Genomic DNA, 14791 nt, shown 5'->3' with positions numbered 1-14791 from the left:
TGGGGTCCGGGACGATCGTAAGGTAATACGCGATGCGGGGGCGCCAGAGATAAAAGCGGCCCCTAAGAGGACGGCTTCAAGTAAATCCTCAGCTAAATCGAGTCCGGCACGGCAATTTCGGAGCGAGTATTCCGAAGTTAGGAAACCCAAGAGGGTCGCCGTCAAGAGGTCGGACGTGACGTCTAGACACACTCCCACTCGAAGTCGGAATATTCGAGGGTCGATGGAATCTGTTGGACTGGGTGGTCTCGCGAGACGCTTAGATTTTTCAATAGCGTTGCTTGTCGAGGAGGCACGTGTACTAGGGATTCCTGTCGGCGCCAGTCCATCTTCATTTTTGCTAAGTCAGGCAGAATGTGATTCGCTCACAGAATTTGTTTCTCACTATCAGCAACTCCAGAAGCAACCGTGGAAGGCCTCGGACTATGTTCCGCGGGCTGACGGGAGAATTAGGTTGTCCGACTACGATCTTCTTGACGTGAACTACCGACAGCACCTGCTCAATGGTGGCTACCTACCTATACGCAGAGATGTCGTAGCTCATCCGAACCGTAGTTGGCCTCAAGTCCAGCAGCATTTTCACCTGAGAATCGATCAGAATCGCGCCGCCGTAAAGGCGAAGCTAAACGTCTTGACGGAACAAAGTGTTGCAGTGAAAGCTCGTGGGTCACAAGACGAACCCAACTTGGCTCGGATGTTAGACGACAAAATTTCGGCCAATGAAACGACTAGCCGGCCAAAGAGGGGCTTCCCTGCTGCTAACAGTTCTATTTCTGGAATGGCGATAGTGCCGCCGAAGGATCCAGCGGTCGCAGCGTTGCGCAGCCAACGGGCGCAGCGAACTATCGCAAGAGAACTTAATCCAGAAAGGACGACCTCCGGAGCGTCTTCTAGGAGAAATTCCGACCGTCCAACTGTTCATACGGCCGTGGGTATCGGTGCCCGTGAGATCTCTCAACTGACCAATACACTTGGGGATTTTTCGCCCAAAGATCATGCCGTGCTATTTGATCAGTTCAGACGAGTAGTCAAGCTGGACCGGAAAATTCGGACGGCTCTGGCAACAGATCAACCGCAGTTTGAGGGAACTAAAGAGACACTGCTGGGGGTCATGAGTCAGGTTTTTGTCGGCAAATTCGGTTTGTTTGCCTACCACGACGTTGGCAACGCTATCGCAGAAAAGACAAGGCGGAACTCGGGCCAAGTCTCAGAAAAGACACTAATTGTCCAGACGAAAAAGCTCCTCCCGATGTCGACCGGACTGTTGACTGATCTTGGGCGAAGTAGATTCATATTCTGGTCAATCGAGCGAAATATATCGATTTGTATTGTGCGATTCCAAGATCTGGCAAGTTGGCTGGAAGGTATGTTCGACGGCAAATATCAGGCTTTGGTAGGCGAACAGTTCACCTTGAAAAGTGGTGTGGGACTGGATGATTCTGCACGAACTACGGCAGCATTCTTGGCCGAGGCCGCAAATATGTTGCGTGCCGGGTACAAGATTCGAAGAGTTCAAGAAAAGCCGAATGCACCGCTAGGAAGGAACTACTTCGCGGGTAAGGCGGCAACACCTTCAAGAGTCCTGAGCTATAAGCCGCAGAGTTCTTGGCTCGTCCCAATCACTATCGAAGGAGATGTAGTTTCAGCCGGATTAGGTGAAGACTTCTTTATTCAGCATGGGGCCAAAATCGCCCATTCAGTCAGGGAAACTATGCGTCGACCTGCCGGATCGCATCGAAACGCTGAGAAGACAATTCGGGTGAAAGCTCATACTCGCGGAGGCTATGACGTGGGTGAGGTTGGATTTATGCCAACGGTGACAATCATGCGTAAGACGGTCTAGATACGCGTTACTTCAGATGACCGCGAGAACGATCTGGAAGTAAACGACTATTGCGCGTTGCGAAGAACGGTGGATTCGTCGCCGCGTGGCACAGACAATAAGTGCAATGTGTAGGCCGGGCTCCCAGAGGTGCATTTTTGGGAACCCGGCTTAGCCCCGCAGCTATTTCACGAGTGGGCGGCCACGGCCTCGGCCAACTCTTGCGCCATCATGTCCATGTTGATGGCCACCCCGGACATGGCGCCAGCGAAAGCTGAGGCCACAACGTTGGCCCTCATGTCCGTGACGTTCCCGGCCGCCCAAACGCCGGGAATATCTGTAAGTCCGGTTGCGTCTGCTTCGATCAGCTCGCCAAATTCGCTGGACACCGGAACCAGCCCCAGCGTTCGAAGGAACTTGCCGCGCGCTACCAACCGCGACTGCGCCGTCAACGCCTGGACGGGATGGCTGGATCCATCGGCCATCTCCACGCTGCTTACTGCGCCATCTGTGCTGTGGATCCTGGACGCTGGTCCCTCGATGAGCTTGATCCCGCGGGCTGCCAATTGTTGACGTTCGGCGTCGGTTGGTTGGGGTGCGCTGTTAAGGAACAGTGTGATGTTGGGTGACCACTGGCGGAAGAGCAGTGCTTGATGAACCGCCATGGTGCTGCTGCCGATGACACCGATGGCCTCATCACGAATTTCCCAGCCGTGGCAATACGGGCAGTGCACCAGGTCCTTGCCCCACCGTTCGGCCAGTCCAGGAATTTCCGGAAGTACATCCACCGCACCCGTGGTGATCAAGAGCCGCGTCGCTGTCAGGACGTCGCCACTGGCCAGCGTGACCCGGAAACCGTCGTTGTCCTTGACCGCATTCGTGACCGTTCCTTCAACAACGCTTACGTCATAGGGCTCAAGATCAGCGCGACCAAGCCGGGTCAGCTCTAGGGGAGCAACGCCGTCGCGCGTGAGAAAACCATGGGCAGCAGGTGACGGCGCATTGCGAGGATTCCCGGCGTCGACCACTGTCACGGACCGGCGCGAGCGCCCCAACTGAAGCGCCGCGCTGAGACCGGCTGTGCCGCCGCCAATGATGATTACGTCTTGCATGATGTCCGCCTTCTGCTGAAATGTGTTGGTTATTCAAGCGTGCCCCGCGACCTGCAAGACTGGCAATCTTTGTTGCCGGAATGGCAAACTGGGGCTATGGCTAATGAGACCGAAGCGGTACTGTCCGGCGTGGGCCCCAGGCTCAAAGCGCTCCGACTTCAGAGGGGCAGCACTCTGGCGGAGCTGGCGGAGAGCACAGGTATTTCCGTCAGTACGCTCTCGCGCCTGGAATCCGGGCAGCGGCGGCCGAACCTTGAATTGCTGCTGCCGCTGGCCCGGGCGCACGCAGTTCCGCTGGACGAGCTCGTCGGTGCCCCGGCAACAGGAGACCCGCGCGTCCATCTGCGCCCCTTCAAGCGAAATGGGCAGACCTATCTCCCGCTCAGCAGCGGCACTGGTGGGTTGCAGGCCTTCAAACTGCTCCTTCCCGGTGGCAGTTCCTTGCCCCAACCCGATCCGCAGGTCCACGAGGGATACGAATGGATGTACGTTTTGCGCGGCCGTCTGCGAGTTGTGCTGGGGGAGCGGGACTTTGAGCTCAAGCAAGGCGAGGCTGCCGAGTTCGATACCCGCACACCCCACTGGTTTGGCCGGGCCACCACCGAGAGCGTTGAGTTCCTGACCCTCTTTGGTCCGCAGGGGGAACGCATGCACGTTCGCGCGGCGCCCGCGAAGTAGCGGCGCCCTATTTTTGCAGCTGATACATTGGGCGAAACAGCAACGGAGCGGGCATGGCAACGATAGTTTTAGTTCACGGACTGTGGTCGGACGGCTCGGCGTGGGCCCAGGTCATCACCGAACTGCGCGCCATGGGACACGAGCCCGTGGCCGCCCAGCTCGCCCTGAATTCCATGGACGACGACGTTGCCTCCGTCCGCCGCACGCTCGCCACTGTGGCGGGGCCGGTGTTACTGGCGGGTTGGTCTTACGGCGGGGCAGTCATCGGAGAGGCTGCACAGGGTGTCGAGTCCGTTAAAGCGCTCGCCTACGTTGCCGCTTTCGCCCCGGCCGAAGGTGAATCGGTGAGCGGACTGTCGCGCAAATATCCCGGAAGTTTAATCCCGGCACACGTTGTAGTGGCCGGCGACTATACGTATATAGATAGGGCTCACTTCGGAGACGTCATCGCAGGTGATGCGGTGGCGGAAACCATCGCTATCGCCGCGGCCACACAGCGGATGGTGCGGATTGGTCTGGACCGGGTGAAGGTAGGCCCGCCCGCGTGGCTGCCCTTGCCGAGTCATTACTTGGTGGCAACCCAAGATCAGGCGGTCCCGCCGGGGCTGCAGCACGAGATAGCTGAGCGCATAGGTGCCGCGATCACGGAGATCGACTCCAGCCACGCACCGATGCTGTCCCATCCTCGCGAGGTGGCTGAATTCCTGGACGGTGCGTGCGTGGAGATGCTGTCAGCCAATACAAATGAAGGAACCCCATGAGCCGCAATCTGGATCGCTTTCTTGAGGCGCAAGACCCTATATACAGCGACGTCACCACCGAAATAGCCACTGGGCTCAAAGTCACCCACTGGATGTGGTTTGTTTTCCCGCAGGTGAGTGGACTTGGTACCAGCCCTTGGGCGCAGTTGTATGCCATAGCGTCCCTGCAGGAGGCCGTGGACTACGCAGCCCACCCAATTCTCGGAGCCCGACTTCGGGAATGCGCTTCACTTGTCATGGCCACGCGTGACCGTAGCGCCGTAGACATCTTCGGGGTTGTCGATTCCAGGAAGCTGCAGTCATGCATGACGCTTTTCGTCGTGGCGGTTCCAGAGGAGGAACTGTTCCGCGAAGTGCTCGAGCGATTCTTCGAGGGCAGTGCCGATCACGCCACGGAAAAGATCCTGGCCAGCTGGCGCTCGCAGCCCTGAGACCGCACCAACACTGACGGCTCGGTGCCGCATCCACAACTGCCCAGCCGAGGTAGCCACTTGACCGAGAGGCGTAGCCTGTTGCCATGACCGTCAATTCTGCCGGACCTCTCTCCCACCCACCGCGCGGCGTACCCAACCAGCCCCCACCGCGCGTGGACATCAACGAGTTCACCGCGAACATTCCGTTGCGGGAGTATTTGCCTGCCATCGGGGATGCTCCGGCAAGCGAGGCGCTCGAGGCGACGGGCGCCGTCGTAGGTTCAGCGCAGTTTCAGGACGATGCCCGGCTGGCCAATAAGAACACCCCCATTCTTCATACGCACAGTAAATACGGGCAGCGCATTGATGACGTGGAATACCACCCCGCATATCATCGGATTATTTCGCAGGCGGTGGCGGCCGGTGCGCATACCGCCGCGTGGGAGCAGCCCGGGCCCGGAGCCAATGCCTTGCGGGCCGCCCAGTTCATGCTGTTTGCGCAGGTTGAGCCCGGCCACGCCTGCCCGATTTCCATGAGTCACGCCGCCGTCGAATCCCTGATGCAGACTCCGGCGCTTGCGGGGGAGTGGCTGCCGCGGCTGTACTCGCGGACGTACTCTCCGTTGCTGGGGACGGGCAAAGCGGGTGCGTTGTTCGGCATGGCCATGACCGAGAAGCAGGGTGGCTCCGATGTCCGAGCCAACACCACACGCGCCGTACCCGATGGCGATCACTTCCTGCTCACGGGTCACAAGTGGTTTTGCTCGGCGCCCATGTCCGATGCCTTCCTGGTCTTGGCGCAGGAGGATGCCGGGCTCGGTTGTTTCCTGGTGCCTCGCGTACTGCCGGATGGCGAGCGGAACACATTCCTGCTCCAGCGGCTCAAGGACAAACTCGGCAACCGATCCAATGCTTCCTCCGAGGTTGAGTTCGCCAATACGCTGGGCCTGCGCGTGGGCGAACCTGGCCGCGGCGTGCGCGCCATCAGGGGCATGGTGGGCCGGACCCGCCTTGATTGCGTGCTGGGCACGGCGGCCGGCATGCGCCAATCTGTGGTCGAGGCGGTGTGGCATGCTCGGCATCGGCAGGCCTTTGGTGCGCGGCTGATCGACCAGTCCGCCATGACGAATGTGTTGGCTGATCTGGCCCTGGAATCCGAGGCCGCCACCGCCGTCAGCATGCGTCTGGCCCGTTCCTTTGATAACGACGCCGGACCCTCCGAACTCTCTTTCCGTCGCCTTGCCACTGCCGTCACCAAATATTGGGTGTGCAAGCGCGGCCCGAATCATGCTTATGAGGCCATGGAATGTTTGGGTGGCAACGGTTATACCGAGGACTTCCCGCTGGCGATGCGTTACAGGGAGCAGCCGGTCATGGCGATCTGGGAAGGCACGGGCAACGTCATCGCACTGGATGTTTTGCGGGCCATGGGAAATGAGCCTGAATCCGTTGACGCATTTTTTGCGGAGCTGCGGGTGGCCTCGGGGGAGCACCCCGTCTTCGATGATTTCGTGGCCCGGCTCAAGGAGCAGCTGGCACCCATGCGGGCGGCGCCGTTGGATTTCGCCGGGGAAGCACGCAACATAGTGGAGAAAATGGCACTGGCGTTGCAGGCGTCGTTGTTGCTTCGTTTTGCCCCGGTCTCGGTGTCAGAGGCGTTCGTGATTTCCCGGCTGGGAACCGAACGCTCCTTTAACTACGGAAACTTGCCCGCACACTCGGACCTGGCAGGAATTCTGGAACGGGTCTAGACGCCGTCAGCTGCAGACAATTCTGAGGCAAGACCCTACGATGTTACTCATGAGTAACAATGAGACTTGCGTGATTGACTCCGTGGACCTGTGCATCGCATCCCGGGGTGGCGGGCAGATTCGCGGAACGTTGCGGACGCCGTCGGACACTGAACCGAGTGCCCTCGTGGTGGTTCATCCGGCAACCGCCGTTCCGGAACGGCTCTATTCCGCATTCGCAACGTACATGGCTGAACAGGGCTTCGCTGTCATTAGCTACGACTATCGCGGCACGGGTAAATCTGGGTCGCCGAAGGTCAATCGCTCTCTTCGTATGCGGGACTGGATGGACCAGGACGTCCCGGACGTGGCCGAGTGGGCCGCTGCTGAGTTCCCGAAACTGCCACGGTTCGCCATTGGGCACAGTGTTGGTGGGCACGCCTTGTCCTTGGGATCCGGGGTGGATGGTCTCCTGGGGATGGTTTCCATCGCTTCGCATGCTGGCGTCACGGCAACCATCCCTTCCCTGCTGGAACGGTGCAAGGTCTGGCTGATTTTGCGTGTGGCGGGACCATTGACCGGCAGGGTGCTGGGTTATGTGCCAGGAAGCAAGCTGGGCCTGGGCGAAGATATTCCGGCTGGCGCCATGCTCGAATGGAGCCGCTGGTCCCGAAAGCCCGGGTATTTCTTTGACGATCCGTCAATGAACGCCGCTCATAGGGCATCGCAGGTGACAGGCCCCGTCTTATCTATCGGCTTCAGCGACGACCCCTGGGCAACGCCGCAGCAGATCGAGGCGATCACAGATCACTTGACCGCTGCTGCCGTTGAGCGGCGTACGTATTCGCCGGCGGACTTTGGTGTGGCCGCGATTGGGCACATGGGATTCTTCCGCCGCGGGCTGCGCGAGGGACTGTGGCCTGAGGTGGTTGCCTGGCTGCGGGAGCAGGAGCGCCAGCGGTAAGTACAGCAGCAGCCAGGTGAGGGGAGAAGTTCGGGGCGGCCGCGCAAAAGGTAAGGGCCCGGCGTCGAACTTCCTTCTATGACGCAACTTTTATCCGACATGCCCGGTGAACAATCAGTAAACAATGAGTGACACGTCGCAAATGCCATCAAAAAATCCCCTGAATCTAGGGGAATTTTTTGAATCCATAGGACCCTCATTGAGAATTAGTGACGCACCTCTCAGTTTTAACTGGCACAGCCCCCTCAGACATGTATACTTGTTCGTAGTTGTAGTGTTGCGTTTTTTGTAGTTGAAGCGACGCCATCCTTTCGGGGAAGACGTCGCTTTTCTGGAGAAGCGGACTTACACCGTACACGGAGGCCCGAAGGTCGGGCGGAATCTCCAACTTCAGAAGGAAATAGAAATAATGGCAACAGGTACCGTCAAGTGGTTCAACGCTGAAAAGGGCTTCGGCTTCATCTCTCCCGATGACCAGTCACAGGATGTTTTCGCTCACTACTCAGCGATCAACTCCTCGGGCTACCGCTCCCTCGAAGAAAACCAGAAGGTTTCCTTTGATGTTGAGCAGGGTCCCAAGGGTCCTCAGGCAGTCAACATCCAGGCTATCTAATTCTGAAGAAATCGTGCGGGTAACCGTGCAAATTCTTTAGTCCTTAGGGCTTGAACAAATAAGGTCCGGGTACGCCCGGGCCTTATTTGTGTTTAAAAGCGTTTTGTGGGGAAGTCCACGAGCGCCGTTCGCGAGACAAATGCCCACCATGTGGCACCATTGAAGACGATGAACACCAATGCGGTCAAGCGCCAACGCGACGGGATTCCCATGCCGCTTTGGCTGCAAGGGGCCTTTGAGTCTGCCCAAATGTTCGTTATCTCGGCCCTGATCGTTGCCATTCCCTTGGCGGCCACCTGGTTTGCCGGAGGTTTCGAACAAAAAGATGGGGCCGTAGTTGCCCGTTTGGCTGGGCAGATCTGGCTCCTGGGCCACGGTGTTCCACTCAACCTCACTTTGGGCAGCGGCCCCAGCTCAGCCTCTGTTGAGACTGGGACCTTCAGCCTGCTGCCTCTTGGCCTCTTAATGGTGCCGTTCTTCCTTTCTTGGCGTGCCGGTCGGCGTCTGGCCAGGGCCTCTTATACGGATCAGCTGTGGCAACCGCTCCTCAGTGCAGCGATTGTCTACGGGGCAGCCGGGATGGCCACCGCGTTTGTCTGCAGCGACCCGGGATTCAATGCGCCATTGCTGGCGGCCACGTTCATCCCTGTCATACCTGCAGGTGCCGGGCTCATTGTTGGTGCGCGGCTCGAGGCTGGTTCATGGAGCCGCCTGATTGGTATGAGCGCCTCGGACTGGATTGAGAAGACGAGTCAGGATCAGCGCTGGGCCGGCTCCTATGCTTGGACCGTGCTGCGCTCCGGTTTTATTGCTGCCATGTCCGCGCTGGCCCTTTCAGCTCTCATGCTGGCCATCAATCTCATGGCGCGGTGGGCCGATATTGTCGCGGTCTATCAGGCCTTGCGCCCGGGTGCCATCGGCGGATCGGCTCTCACCATTTCACAATTGGCCTTCATGCCGAACCTTGCCATTTGGACCTTGGCGTGGGCCGGTGGCGACGGCTTCCAGCTGGGCGTTGGATCCACGGTGTCCCCGTTGGGAACCTCGGTGGCACCCGTGCCGCCCATCCCGATCCTCGCCGCACTGCCCACCGGAACCCTGACCTGGGGTTTTGCCGCACTGCTGATCCCCGTCATTGCCGGAACCCTGGCCGGCTGGTGGTTTGTCCGTGCTGGCGAGAACCACTTCGATGAATGGCTCTCGCAGAAGACCTCCCTGCGCTGGCTCTCACTGCCCGGCTCGACGATCTTCCTTGGCGCCGTTACTGGCACTGTGGCGGCTGGCTTTGCCTGGGTCTTGTTCTGGCTCTCACAGGGCTCGGCTGGCGTGGGGCGGCTGACCGAAGTTGGTCCGGACCCGTTCACGGCTGCCCTGTGGGTCGGTGCCGAAATCGGTATTGGCGTCATGCTTGGCTCATTGCTAGGCCCTTGGCTCGAAGGAGAACGCGAGGGCTTGCACATGCTGCGCCGTCGTGAAGACGTAGCCGAATAGGGCTTGGTGCCCCGTGCCCCTAAAATTGTTCTCATGCGCATAGTTGTCTTAGTCTCTGGTTCCGGTTCAAATCTTCAGGCAGTCCTCGACGCCGTGGCTTCAGGCAGCCTGCCCGTCGAGATCGCCGCCGTAGGTGCGGACCGGCCGGATACGTTCGGCATTGAGCGATCGGCTGCTGCTGGCGTGGAGACGTTCGTTGTGAACTTCAAGGACTTCGCCACTCGCGCCGAGTGGGATGCAGCCCTGCTGGATGCCGTGGCCGCCTATGCGCCCGACTATGTGATTTCCAGCGGCTTCATGCGGATCGTTGCGCCGAGTTTCATCGACGCTTTTGCCGGCCGCTACGTCAATACCCACCCGGCCCTGTTGCCCGCATTCCCCGGCGCCCACGGCGTCCGCGATGCCATGGCGTACGGCGTCAAGGTCACCGGCTGCACGGTCCATTACGCCGACGCCGGAGTGGACACGGGCCCCATCATCGCCCAGACCCCCGTGGCGATCCTCCCGGACGACACCGAGGAAACGCTCCACGAGCGCATCAAGGTTGCCGAGCGTGAACTTCTCATCAAGGTCCTCGGAGACCTGGCCAGCGCCTAAACGTCTAGGGCGTGACGCTGCGCCTACTGAGGCTTACCCGCTTAAGGTGCGACGGCGGGGGAGGGCTTTGCGCTCTTCCGGTCCATGATCCACGTGGAGACTTTGCCAACGAGCCAGCCAAGGACGATCGAGAAGACGATGGCGACCACCACGGCCAGCTGCGTTGAAACGTTGGGCCAGTGGCGGGTGAGCATGCCAATGCCCACCGAGTACAGCGACCACACGCTGGCGGAGACCAGCGAAAATATGGTGAAGGCCCGCAGCGGGTAGCCGGCCACTGTGGCGGCGATGTTCGAGGAAAGCCTACCCAGCGGGATGAACCGCGACGTCAACATGAACATGTACGGGCGCTGACGCAACCGGCGGGTTGCAGCGTCCACGGCGCGTTGGCGCCTGGGACCGCGGCTGGATCCCCACCGCGTATGGCCGAACAACTTGGTGAACCAGTAGGTAAGAAGGTCCCCGGCCAAGGCTCCTGCCATCATGGCGAGCACCAGCGGCAACGCTTGAGGTCCGCCGTCGAGCCCGGCCAAAGCGCCTAAGGCAACAAACACGGTGGTGCTCGGTACGGGCGGGATGAAGGCTGAAACCATGACGAATCCGCCGCCTGCGAGGTACACCCAGAGCCCTTGCATCAAGCCTGGGTCGTAGGCCGCGAGTTCCATGGTGTCCTTGTCAAACTTGTAAAAGCAGGAGATTCCGGCGAGGTGCCGGTCAAACCAGTTTACGTGAGCTTGGGACATGGCGGACCCCCTCGCCCTAGGCGATTACGGCGAGGAGAGGGAAGGGGAGGGGAGCGGGGCCGCTACTTCTTGGCGCGGCCAAACACCAGCGAGGCCACAGCGGTTGCGGCCGTCACGGTGTAGACGGCCGGCCACGCGCCCAACTTCTTGGCCAACGGGTGCGAGGCGCCAAACGCTACAACGTAGGCGGCCGTCAGTGCCGCGGCCGTTCCTACGCCGGCGTTCTTCTTCCAGCCCATGAATGCTGCTGCTCCCGCTGCCGCCAGAACCGCGCCACCCAATTGACGATTCCCCGTGGCACGGGCGGTCTGGTAACCACCCAACAGGCCGGTGGTGGCAAGGGCAGTGGGAAGCAGCGCGCTCATGATGATCCTTAAAGTTGGCAACACAATGTCAGCAACACAGTATCGCTTGAACTTGGACAAACCCTGAGGGTTCTCCTGCGCGGACACGGCAAGCCTTAATCCAGCGCGGCGCCCTTCGTCTCGGGTGCGGAGATCGCCATCCACAGGACGGCCAGCAGCACCAGTCCGCCGGTCAGGGCGAAGGTGAGTGGCAGGCCCAGCACGGGCCACAGGAGCGAGCCGAAAATCAGCGGCACCAACCCGGCGCCCACCCGCGACATGGTTGAGGCCCAGCCGAAGCCAGTGGCCCGCAGGTGTGTGGGGTACAGCTCCGAGACGTAGGTGTACAGCACCGGGATTGCCACCTGAATGACAAAGCCAAACACCAGCAGCCAGATTTGTGCGGCGACCGGGGCATCCAGCACCAGCGCGAAAATCACCAGCGACAGCGCGGCCAGCGGGCCGGTGATGGCAAGGATCCACTTCCGGCCAACGCGCTCAACGAGCAAGGCCGCGGCAACAACGCCCAACAGGCCGATCGCTGTCATCGAAGCGGTGGCCATGAACGCCTTGTTTTCGGCATAGCCGGTGGCCACCAAAATGGAAGGCATCCACGTCAGCGCACCGTAGTAGACCAACAGAATGGTCAGGAACAGCGACCACGCGACACTGGTGATCCGCCAATTGAACCGCCACAAACCAGCGAGCTGATCCGTTACCTTGCCCAGCGACAACTTCGGGGCGTCGGCAGGATCCGGTAGTTTCCACGGCCCAACAACGGCCCCGGTCCGCTCAATGAGTTTCTCAATCACGGCCTTGGCCTCGGCCTGCCGGCCGGCCCGCACCAAATACAGGGGAGATTCCGGCACTCCAACGCGCACCCAAAATACTAAGAGCGCCGGGAGCACCATGACCAACATCAAATACCGCCAGTTGCCAAACGATGCCATGAGCACGGCGGAAACCACGCCACACAGGGATGCGCCAATGGGCCACCAGGCATCCATTGCCGTGAGCACGCGGCCGCGAAGTTTGCGCGGCGTGAACTCGCCAACCAGTGCGTAGTCCACCGGGATGCACCCGCCCAAGCCAAAACCTGCCATAAAGCGGAACACACAAAAGAGTACGAGCTCATTGGAGAAGGCGCCAAGAACCGTGAAAATTGAGAAGATCAGCAGTGTCAGCGTGAAGGCCTTCTTGCGCCCGATGATGTCGGCAATGGAGCCCCAGGCAAACGCACCAACTGCCATGCCGATCAGGTTCGCCGTACCAATCCACGCCGCCTGCCCTGGGCTGAGTCCCCATTCCTTGGAGAGCAAGGGAATCAGGAAGCCGTTGAGCGTCACGTCCCAGGCGTCGAACATGAAGCCGAGTCCGCCAATGAGGAAGATGCTGCCCTGCACCTTCCAGCGCCAGGGCAGTTCCTGCACTACACGGTCGCCGGTCAAGATGGCTGTGGGGATACTCATGGGGTCCTTTGTTCACGTCTGGCGTTGCACCTGCCTCAAGATTATCCGGCAAAGTGACCGCCGTCGCACCTCGTGGAGAAGATCAATTACTAAACTGATGGTGGCTGTGTATTTCACTAACAAGAAGGCGGTTCCCGTGAAGTTCGTGTCAGTGATCGCGCACCGAATCAAGGTGCCCCTGCGCCGAGCATTTACCACTGCGGTGCGTAGCGCCGTGGAGCTGGAGACGGTCATTGTGGAACTGCGGGACGACGCCGGCCGAAGCGGTTGGGGCGAAGCGCCCATTAGCGTTGTCACGAAGACAACAACGGATGCGGTGGTGGCCTCGGTTCATGGGCCGCTCTGGTCATTGATAGTGGCGGCCGACGACGTGGATCACGCACTAGCGCTCGTTGAACAAAGCCGCGAACCAACCGTTGCCAGAGCTGCCGTGGATTGCGCTCTCCACGATCTTGCCGCACAGCAGGCCGGGATTCCCTTGGCGGAGTATCTCAATGACCGGCTTCAGGGGAGCGCCTCAGCCCCGACAGCGGTATTGACGGACATGACGCTTTCCATTGCCTCGCCTGAAGACTTGGCGGCAACGGCACTCCTCCACGTCAGTGAGGGGTTCAACTGCCTCAAGGTGAAGCTCAATGCTGCCGGTGACCCGCTGGCCGCGATGGTGGCCGTGCGTGCCGCCGTGGGAGTGGATCCGATCCTGCGCGTCGACGCCAACCAAGCGTTTACTCCTGAACAGGCCATCGCATTCATCCGGGAACTGGAGAGGGCGGACCTGGGTGTGGAGTTTGTTGAGCAACCCGTGGCGGCAGCTGACTGGGCAGGACTCGCCAAGGTGAGCGCCGCCGTCGACCTTCCCATCATGGCGGATGAAAGCGTCTGGAACTGCGCCGATCTGGAACTACTTGTGAAGCATCGGGGGGCATCGTTGGTCAATATCAAGTTGGCCAAGACCGGTGGGCTCCGGCACGCAAGGAAACTGGCCAACCGGGCAGCCGAGGCCGGGCTCGGGGTGGTTGTTGGGTGCATGCTCGAGAGCAGCGTTGGCATTGCAGCGGCCGCATCCTTCGCTTCGACACTGCCCGCCATGGCTCAAGACTTGGACGGCGGCTTATGGCTGGCAGCGTCACCGGTCTCCGGCGGAGCCGCGTACAACGGCCCGGAAATCCTGCTTTCTCAGGCGCCAGGGCTTGGCATTACAGGGTTTGCGTCAGCTTCGAGTTGACGATCGCGTGAGCCATGGCCGTGATGGAGCGGACCACCTCGGTGGCGTCGTCTTCGGAGTAAGCCCGCGTGCAGACGGCAAGGATGTAACCCTCAGACGGGGCTTTGCCTGTTGCCGACGCGTCACTGGCCGGAGCTACAAAAGCAACATCGTGCCGGATCCCCGTCACCCACCCGGACTTACTTCCCCAATCACATCCCGGTTCCAAGGCTTGGGCCTCGAGGCCGATCACGGGATACTCCTGCGCTCGCAGCCAACCCATCATCATCGCCGTCAGTTCAGGCCCGGCCGCGCGCCCGCTCAAGACGGTATGCATGATCGTGGCCAGATCCCGGGCGGTGACCTGATGGGTCAGCCCGGCAGCCAACGCGTCCATGTCACCGTAGATCCGGTCCATGAACGAGTTGGTGGCACCGCAGGCAGCCAGGGAGGCATTGATGGCAGGGAAGCCAACCAGCTCGATGGCAAGGTTCGTTGCCTCATTGGAGGAAACAATGATCATGCGCTCGAGTACCGTGCGCAGCGTGGTCAGGCTGCCCTCGGGAGGCAGCCCCTCGTCATAGTCGTCGGGGTCAAAACTAAACGGGGTGTTGGCCCCAACACCACTCTTGAAGGTGTGGGTAGAGACAACAGGCTGGTCCAGGGACAGCTCGCCGCGCTCCACGGCTTGCATGGCAGCGACCAGAACGCCGAGCTTGATGGTGCTGGCGGAATAGAACGTTACGTCGGCATTGCGTTCGGCCAAGACCGTCCCTGACATATCCGTCAGGTGGAAGGAGACCGTGGGAACGCCGTCGCTGTAATCAGAGGTAAGGGACATGGAGGACCT

At 60.3% G+C, this 14791-nt stretch carries 15 protein-coding genes; 10 read left to right on the top strand and 5 right to left on the bottom strand.

Annotated features, from left to right (window positions below):
- Positions 1-223 precede the first annotated feature (223 nt).
- Positions 224-1843 (top strand): hypothetical protein, encoded by a 1620-nt coding sequence (locus ACP7B9_RS14685; RefSeq protein WP_425864551.1) that lies wholly within the window; start codon positions 224-226, stop codon positions 1841-1843.
- A gap of 167 nt (positions 1844-2010) precedes the next feature.
- Here the strand turns inward: ACP7B9_RS14685 and ACP7B9_RS14680 are convergent, their stop codons facing one another.
- The gene (locus tag ACP7B9_RS14680) at positions 2011-2934 is read right to left on the bottom strand and encodes an NAD(P)/FAD-dependent oxidoreductase (RefSeq protein ID WP_425864550.1); all 924 of its coding nucleotides are present in this window, start codon (positions 2932-2934) and stop codon (positions 2011-2013) included.
- Positions 2935-3030: 96 nt separating this feature from the next.
- Between ACP7B9_RS14680 and ACP7B9_RS14675 the strand changes: the two genes are divergently transcribed.
- From ACP7B9_RS14675 to purN, 8 genes are all read left to right on the top strand, one after another.
- Complete coding sequence (locus ACP7B9_RS14675; protein ID WP_425864548.1) at positions 3031-3612, top strand: helix-turn-helix domain-containing protein; 582 nt, start codon at positions 3031-3033, stop codon at positions 3610-3612.
- 53 nt (positions 3613-3665) lie between these two features.
- Entirely contained in the window at positions 3666-4373 is a 708-nt protein-coding gene (locus tag ACP7B9_RS14670) for an alpha/beta fold hydrolase (protein ID WP_425864546.1), read from the top strand.
- Positions 4370-4804, top strand: a complete 435-nt coding sequence (locus ACP7B9_RS14665) for a DUF1810 domain-containing protein (protein ID WP_425864545.1) — start codon at positions 4370-4372, stop codon at positions 4802-4804. The genes ACP7B9_RS14670 and ACP7B9_RS14665 overlap by 4 nt, the downstream gene beginning before the upstream one ends.
- Before the next feature lie 86 nt (positions 4805-4890).
- Positions 4891-6537 carry an acyl-CoA dehydrogenase family protein gene (locus ACP7B9_RS14660; RefSeq protein WP_425864543.1) on the top strand — a complete coding sequence of 549 codons (1647 nt, stop codon included), beginning with the start codon at positions 4891-4893 and terminating at the stop codon, positions 6535-6537.
- Between the two features lie 49 nt (positions 6538-6586).
- Complete coding sequence (locus ACP7B9_RS14655; protein WP_425864541.1) at positions 6587-7480, top strand: alpha/beta fold hydrolase; 894 nt, start codon at positions 6587-6589, stop codon at positions 7478-7480.
- Positions 7481-7889: 409 nt separating this feature from the next.
- Positions 7890-8093, top strand: coding sequence for a cold-shock protein (locus ACP7B9_RS14650; RefSeq protein WP_038467205.1), 204 nt, complete (start codon positions 7890-7892; stop codon positions 8091-8093).
- A 168-nt stretch (positions 8094-8261) separates the two neighbouring features.
- Positions 8262-9584 carry a DUF6350 family protein gene (locus tag ACP7B9_RS14645; RefSeq protein ID WP_425864539.1) on the top strand — a complete coding sequence of 441 codons (1323 nt, stop codon included), beginning with the start codon at positions 8262-8264 and terminating at the stop codon, positions 9582-9584.
- 33 nt (positions 9585-9617) lie between these two features.
- A complete protein-coding gene (purN, locus tag ACP7B9_RS14640; RefSeq protein ID WP_425864537.1) occupies positions 9618-10181 on the top strand; it encodes a phosphoribosylglycinamide formyltransferase in 564 nt (187 codons plus the stop codon).
- 41 nt (positions 10182-10222) lie between these two features.
- Here the strand turns inward: purN and ACP7B9_RS14635 are convergent, their stop codons facing one another.
- The 3 genes from ACP7B9_RS14635 to ACP7B9_RS14625 all read right to left on the bottom strand — a co-directional run bounded on the left by ACP7B9_RS14635 (position 10223) and on the right by ACP7B9_RS14625 (position 12737).
- Positions 10223-10924: a DedA family protein gene (locus ACP7B9_RS14635; RefSeq protein WP_425864535.1), complete on the bottom strand. Its 702-nt coding sequence runs from the start codon at positions 10922-10924 to the stop codon at positions 10223-10225.
- 62 nt (positions 10925-10986) lie between these two features.
- Entirely contained in the window at positions 10987-11289 is a 303-nt protein-coding gene (locus ACP7B9_RS14630; RefSeq protein ID WP_425864533.1) for a hypothetical protein, read from the bottom strand.
- Positions 11290-11384: 95 nt separating this feature from the next.
- A complete protein-coding gene (locus ACP7B9_RS14625) occupies positions 11385-12737 on the bottom strand; it encodes an MFS transporter (RefSeq protein ID WP_425864531.1) in 1353 nt (450 codons plus the stop codon).
- Positions 12738-12873: 136 nt separating this feature from the next.
- On the opposite strand from ACP7B9_RS14625, the gene ACP7B9_RS14620 reads away from it, so the two are divergent.
- A complete protein-coding gene (locus ACP7B9_RS14620) occupies positions 12874-13962 on the top strand; it encodes a mandelate racemase/muconate lactonizing enzyme family protein (protein ID WP_425864530.1) in 1089 nt (362 codons plus the stop codon).
- Here ACP7B9_RS14620 and ACP7B9_RS14615 read toward each other — a convergent pair.
- Positions 13934-14782 carry a serine hydrolase gene (locus tag ACP7B9_RS14615; RefSeq protein WP_425864528.1) on the bottom strand — a complete coding sequence of 283 codons (849 nt, stop codon included), beginning with the start codon at positions 14780-14782 and terminating at the stop codon, positions 13934-13936. The genes ACP7B9_RS14620 and ACP7B9_RS14615 overlap by 29 nt on opposite strands.
- Between the last annotated feature and the right edge of the window lie 9 nt (positions 14783-14791).

It is taken from the genome of Arthrobacter sp. TWP1-1 (assembly GCF_049897845.1).
Classification (GTDB): domain Bacteria; phylum Actinomycetota; class Actinomycetes; order Actinomycetales; family Micrococcaceae; genus Specibacter.
The sequence above is the reverse complement of the archived record's forward strand: the minus strand, read 5'-3'. Positions and strand labels throughout refer to the sequence as shown.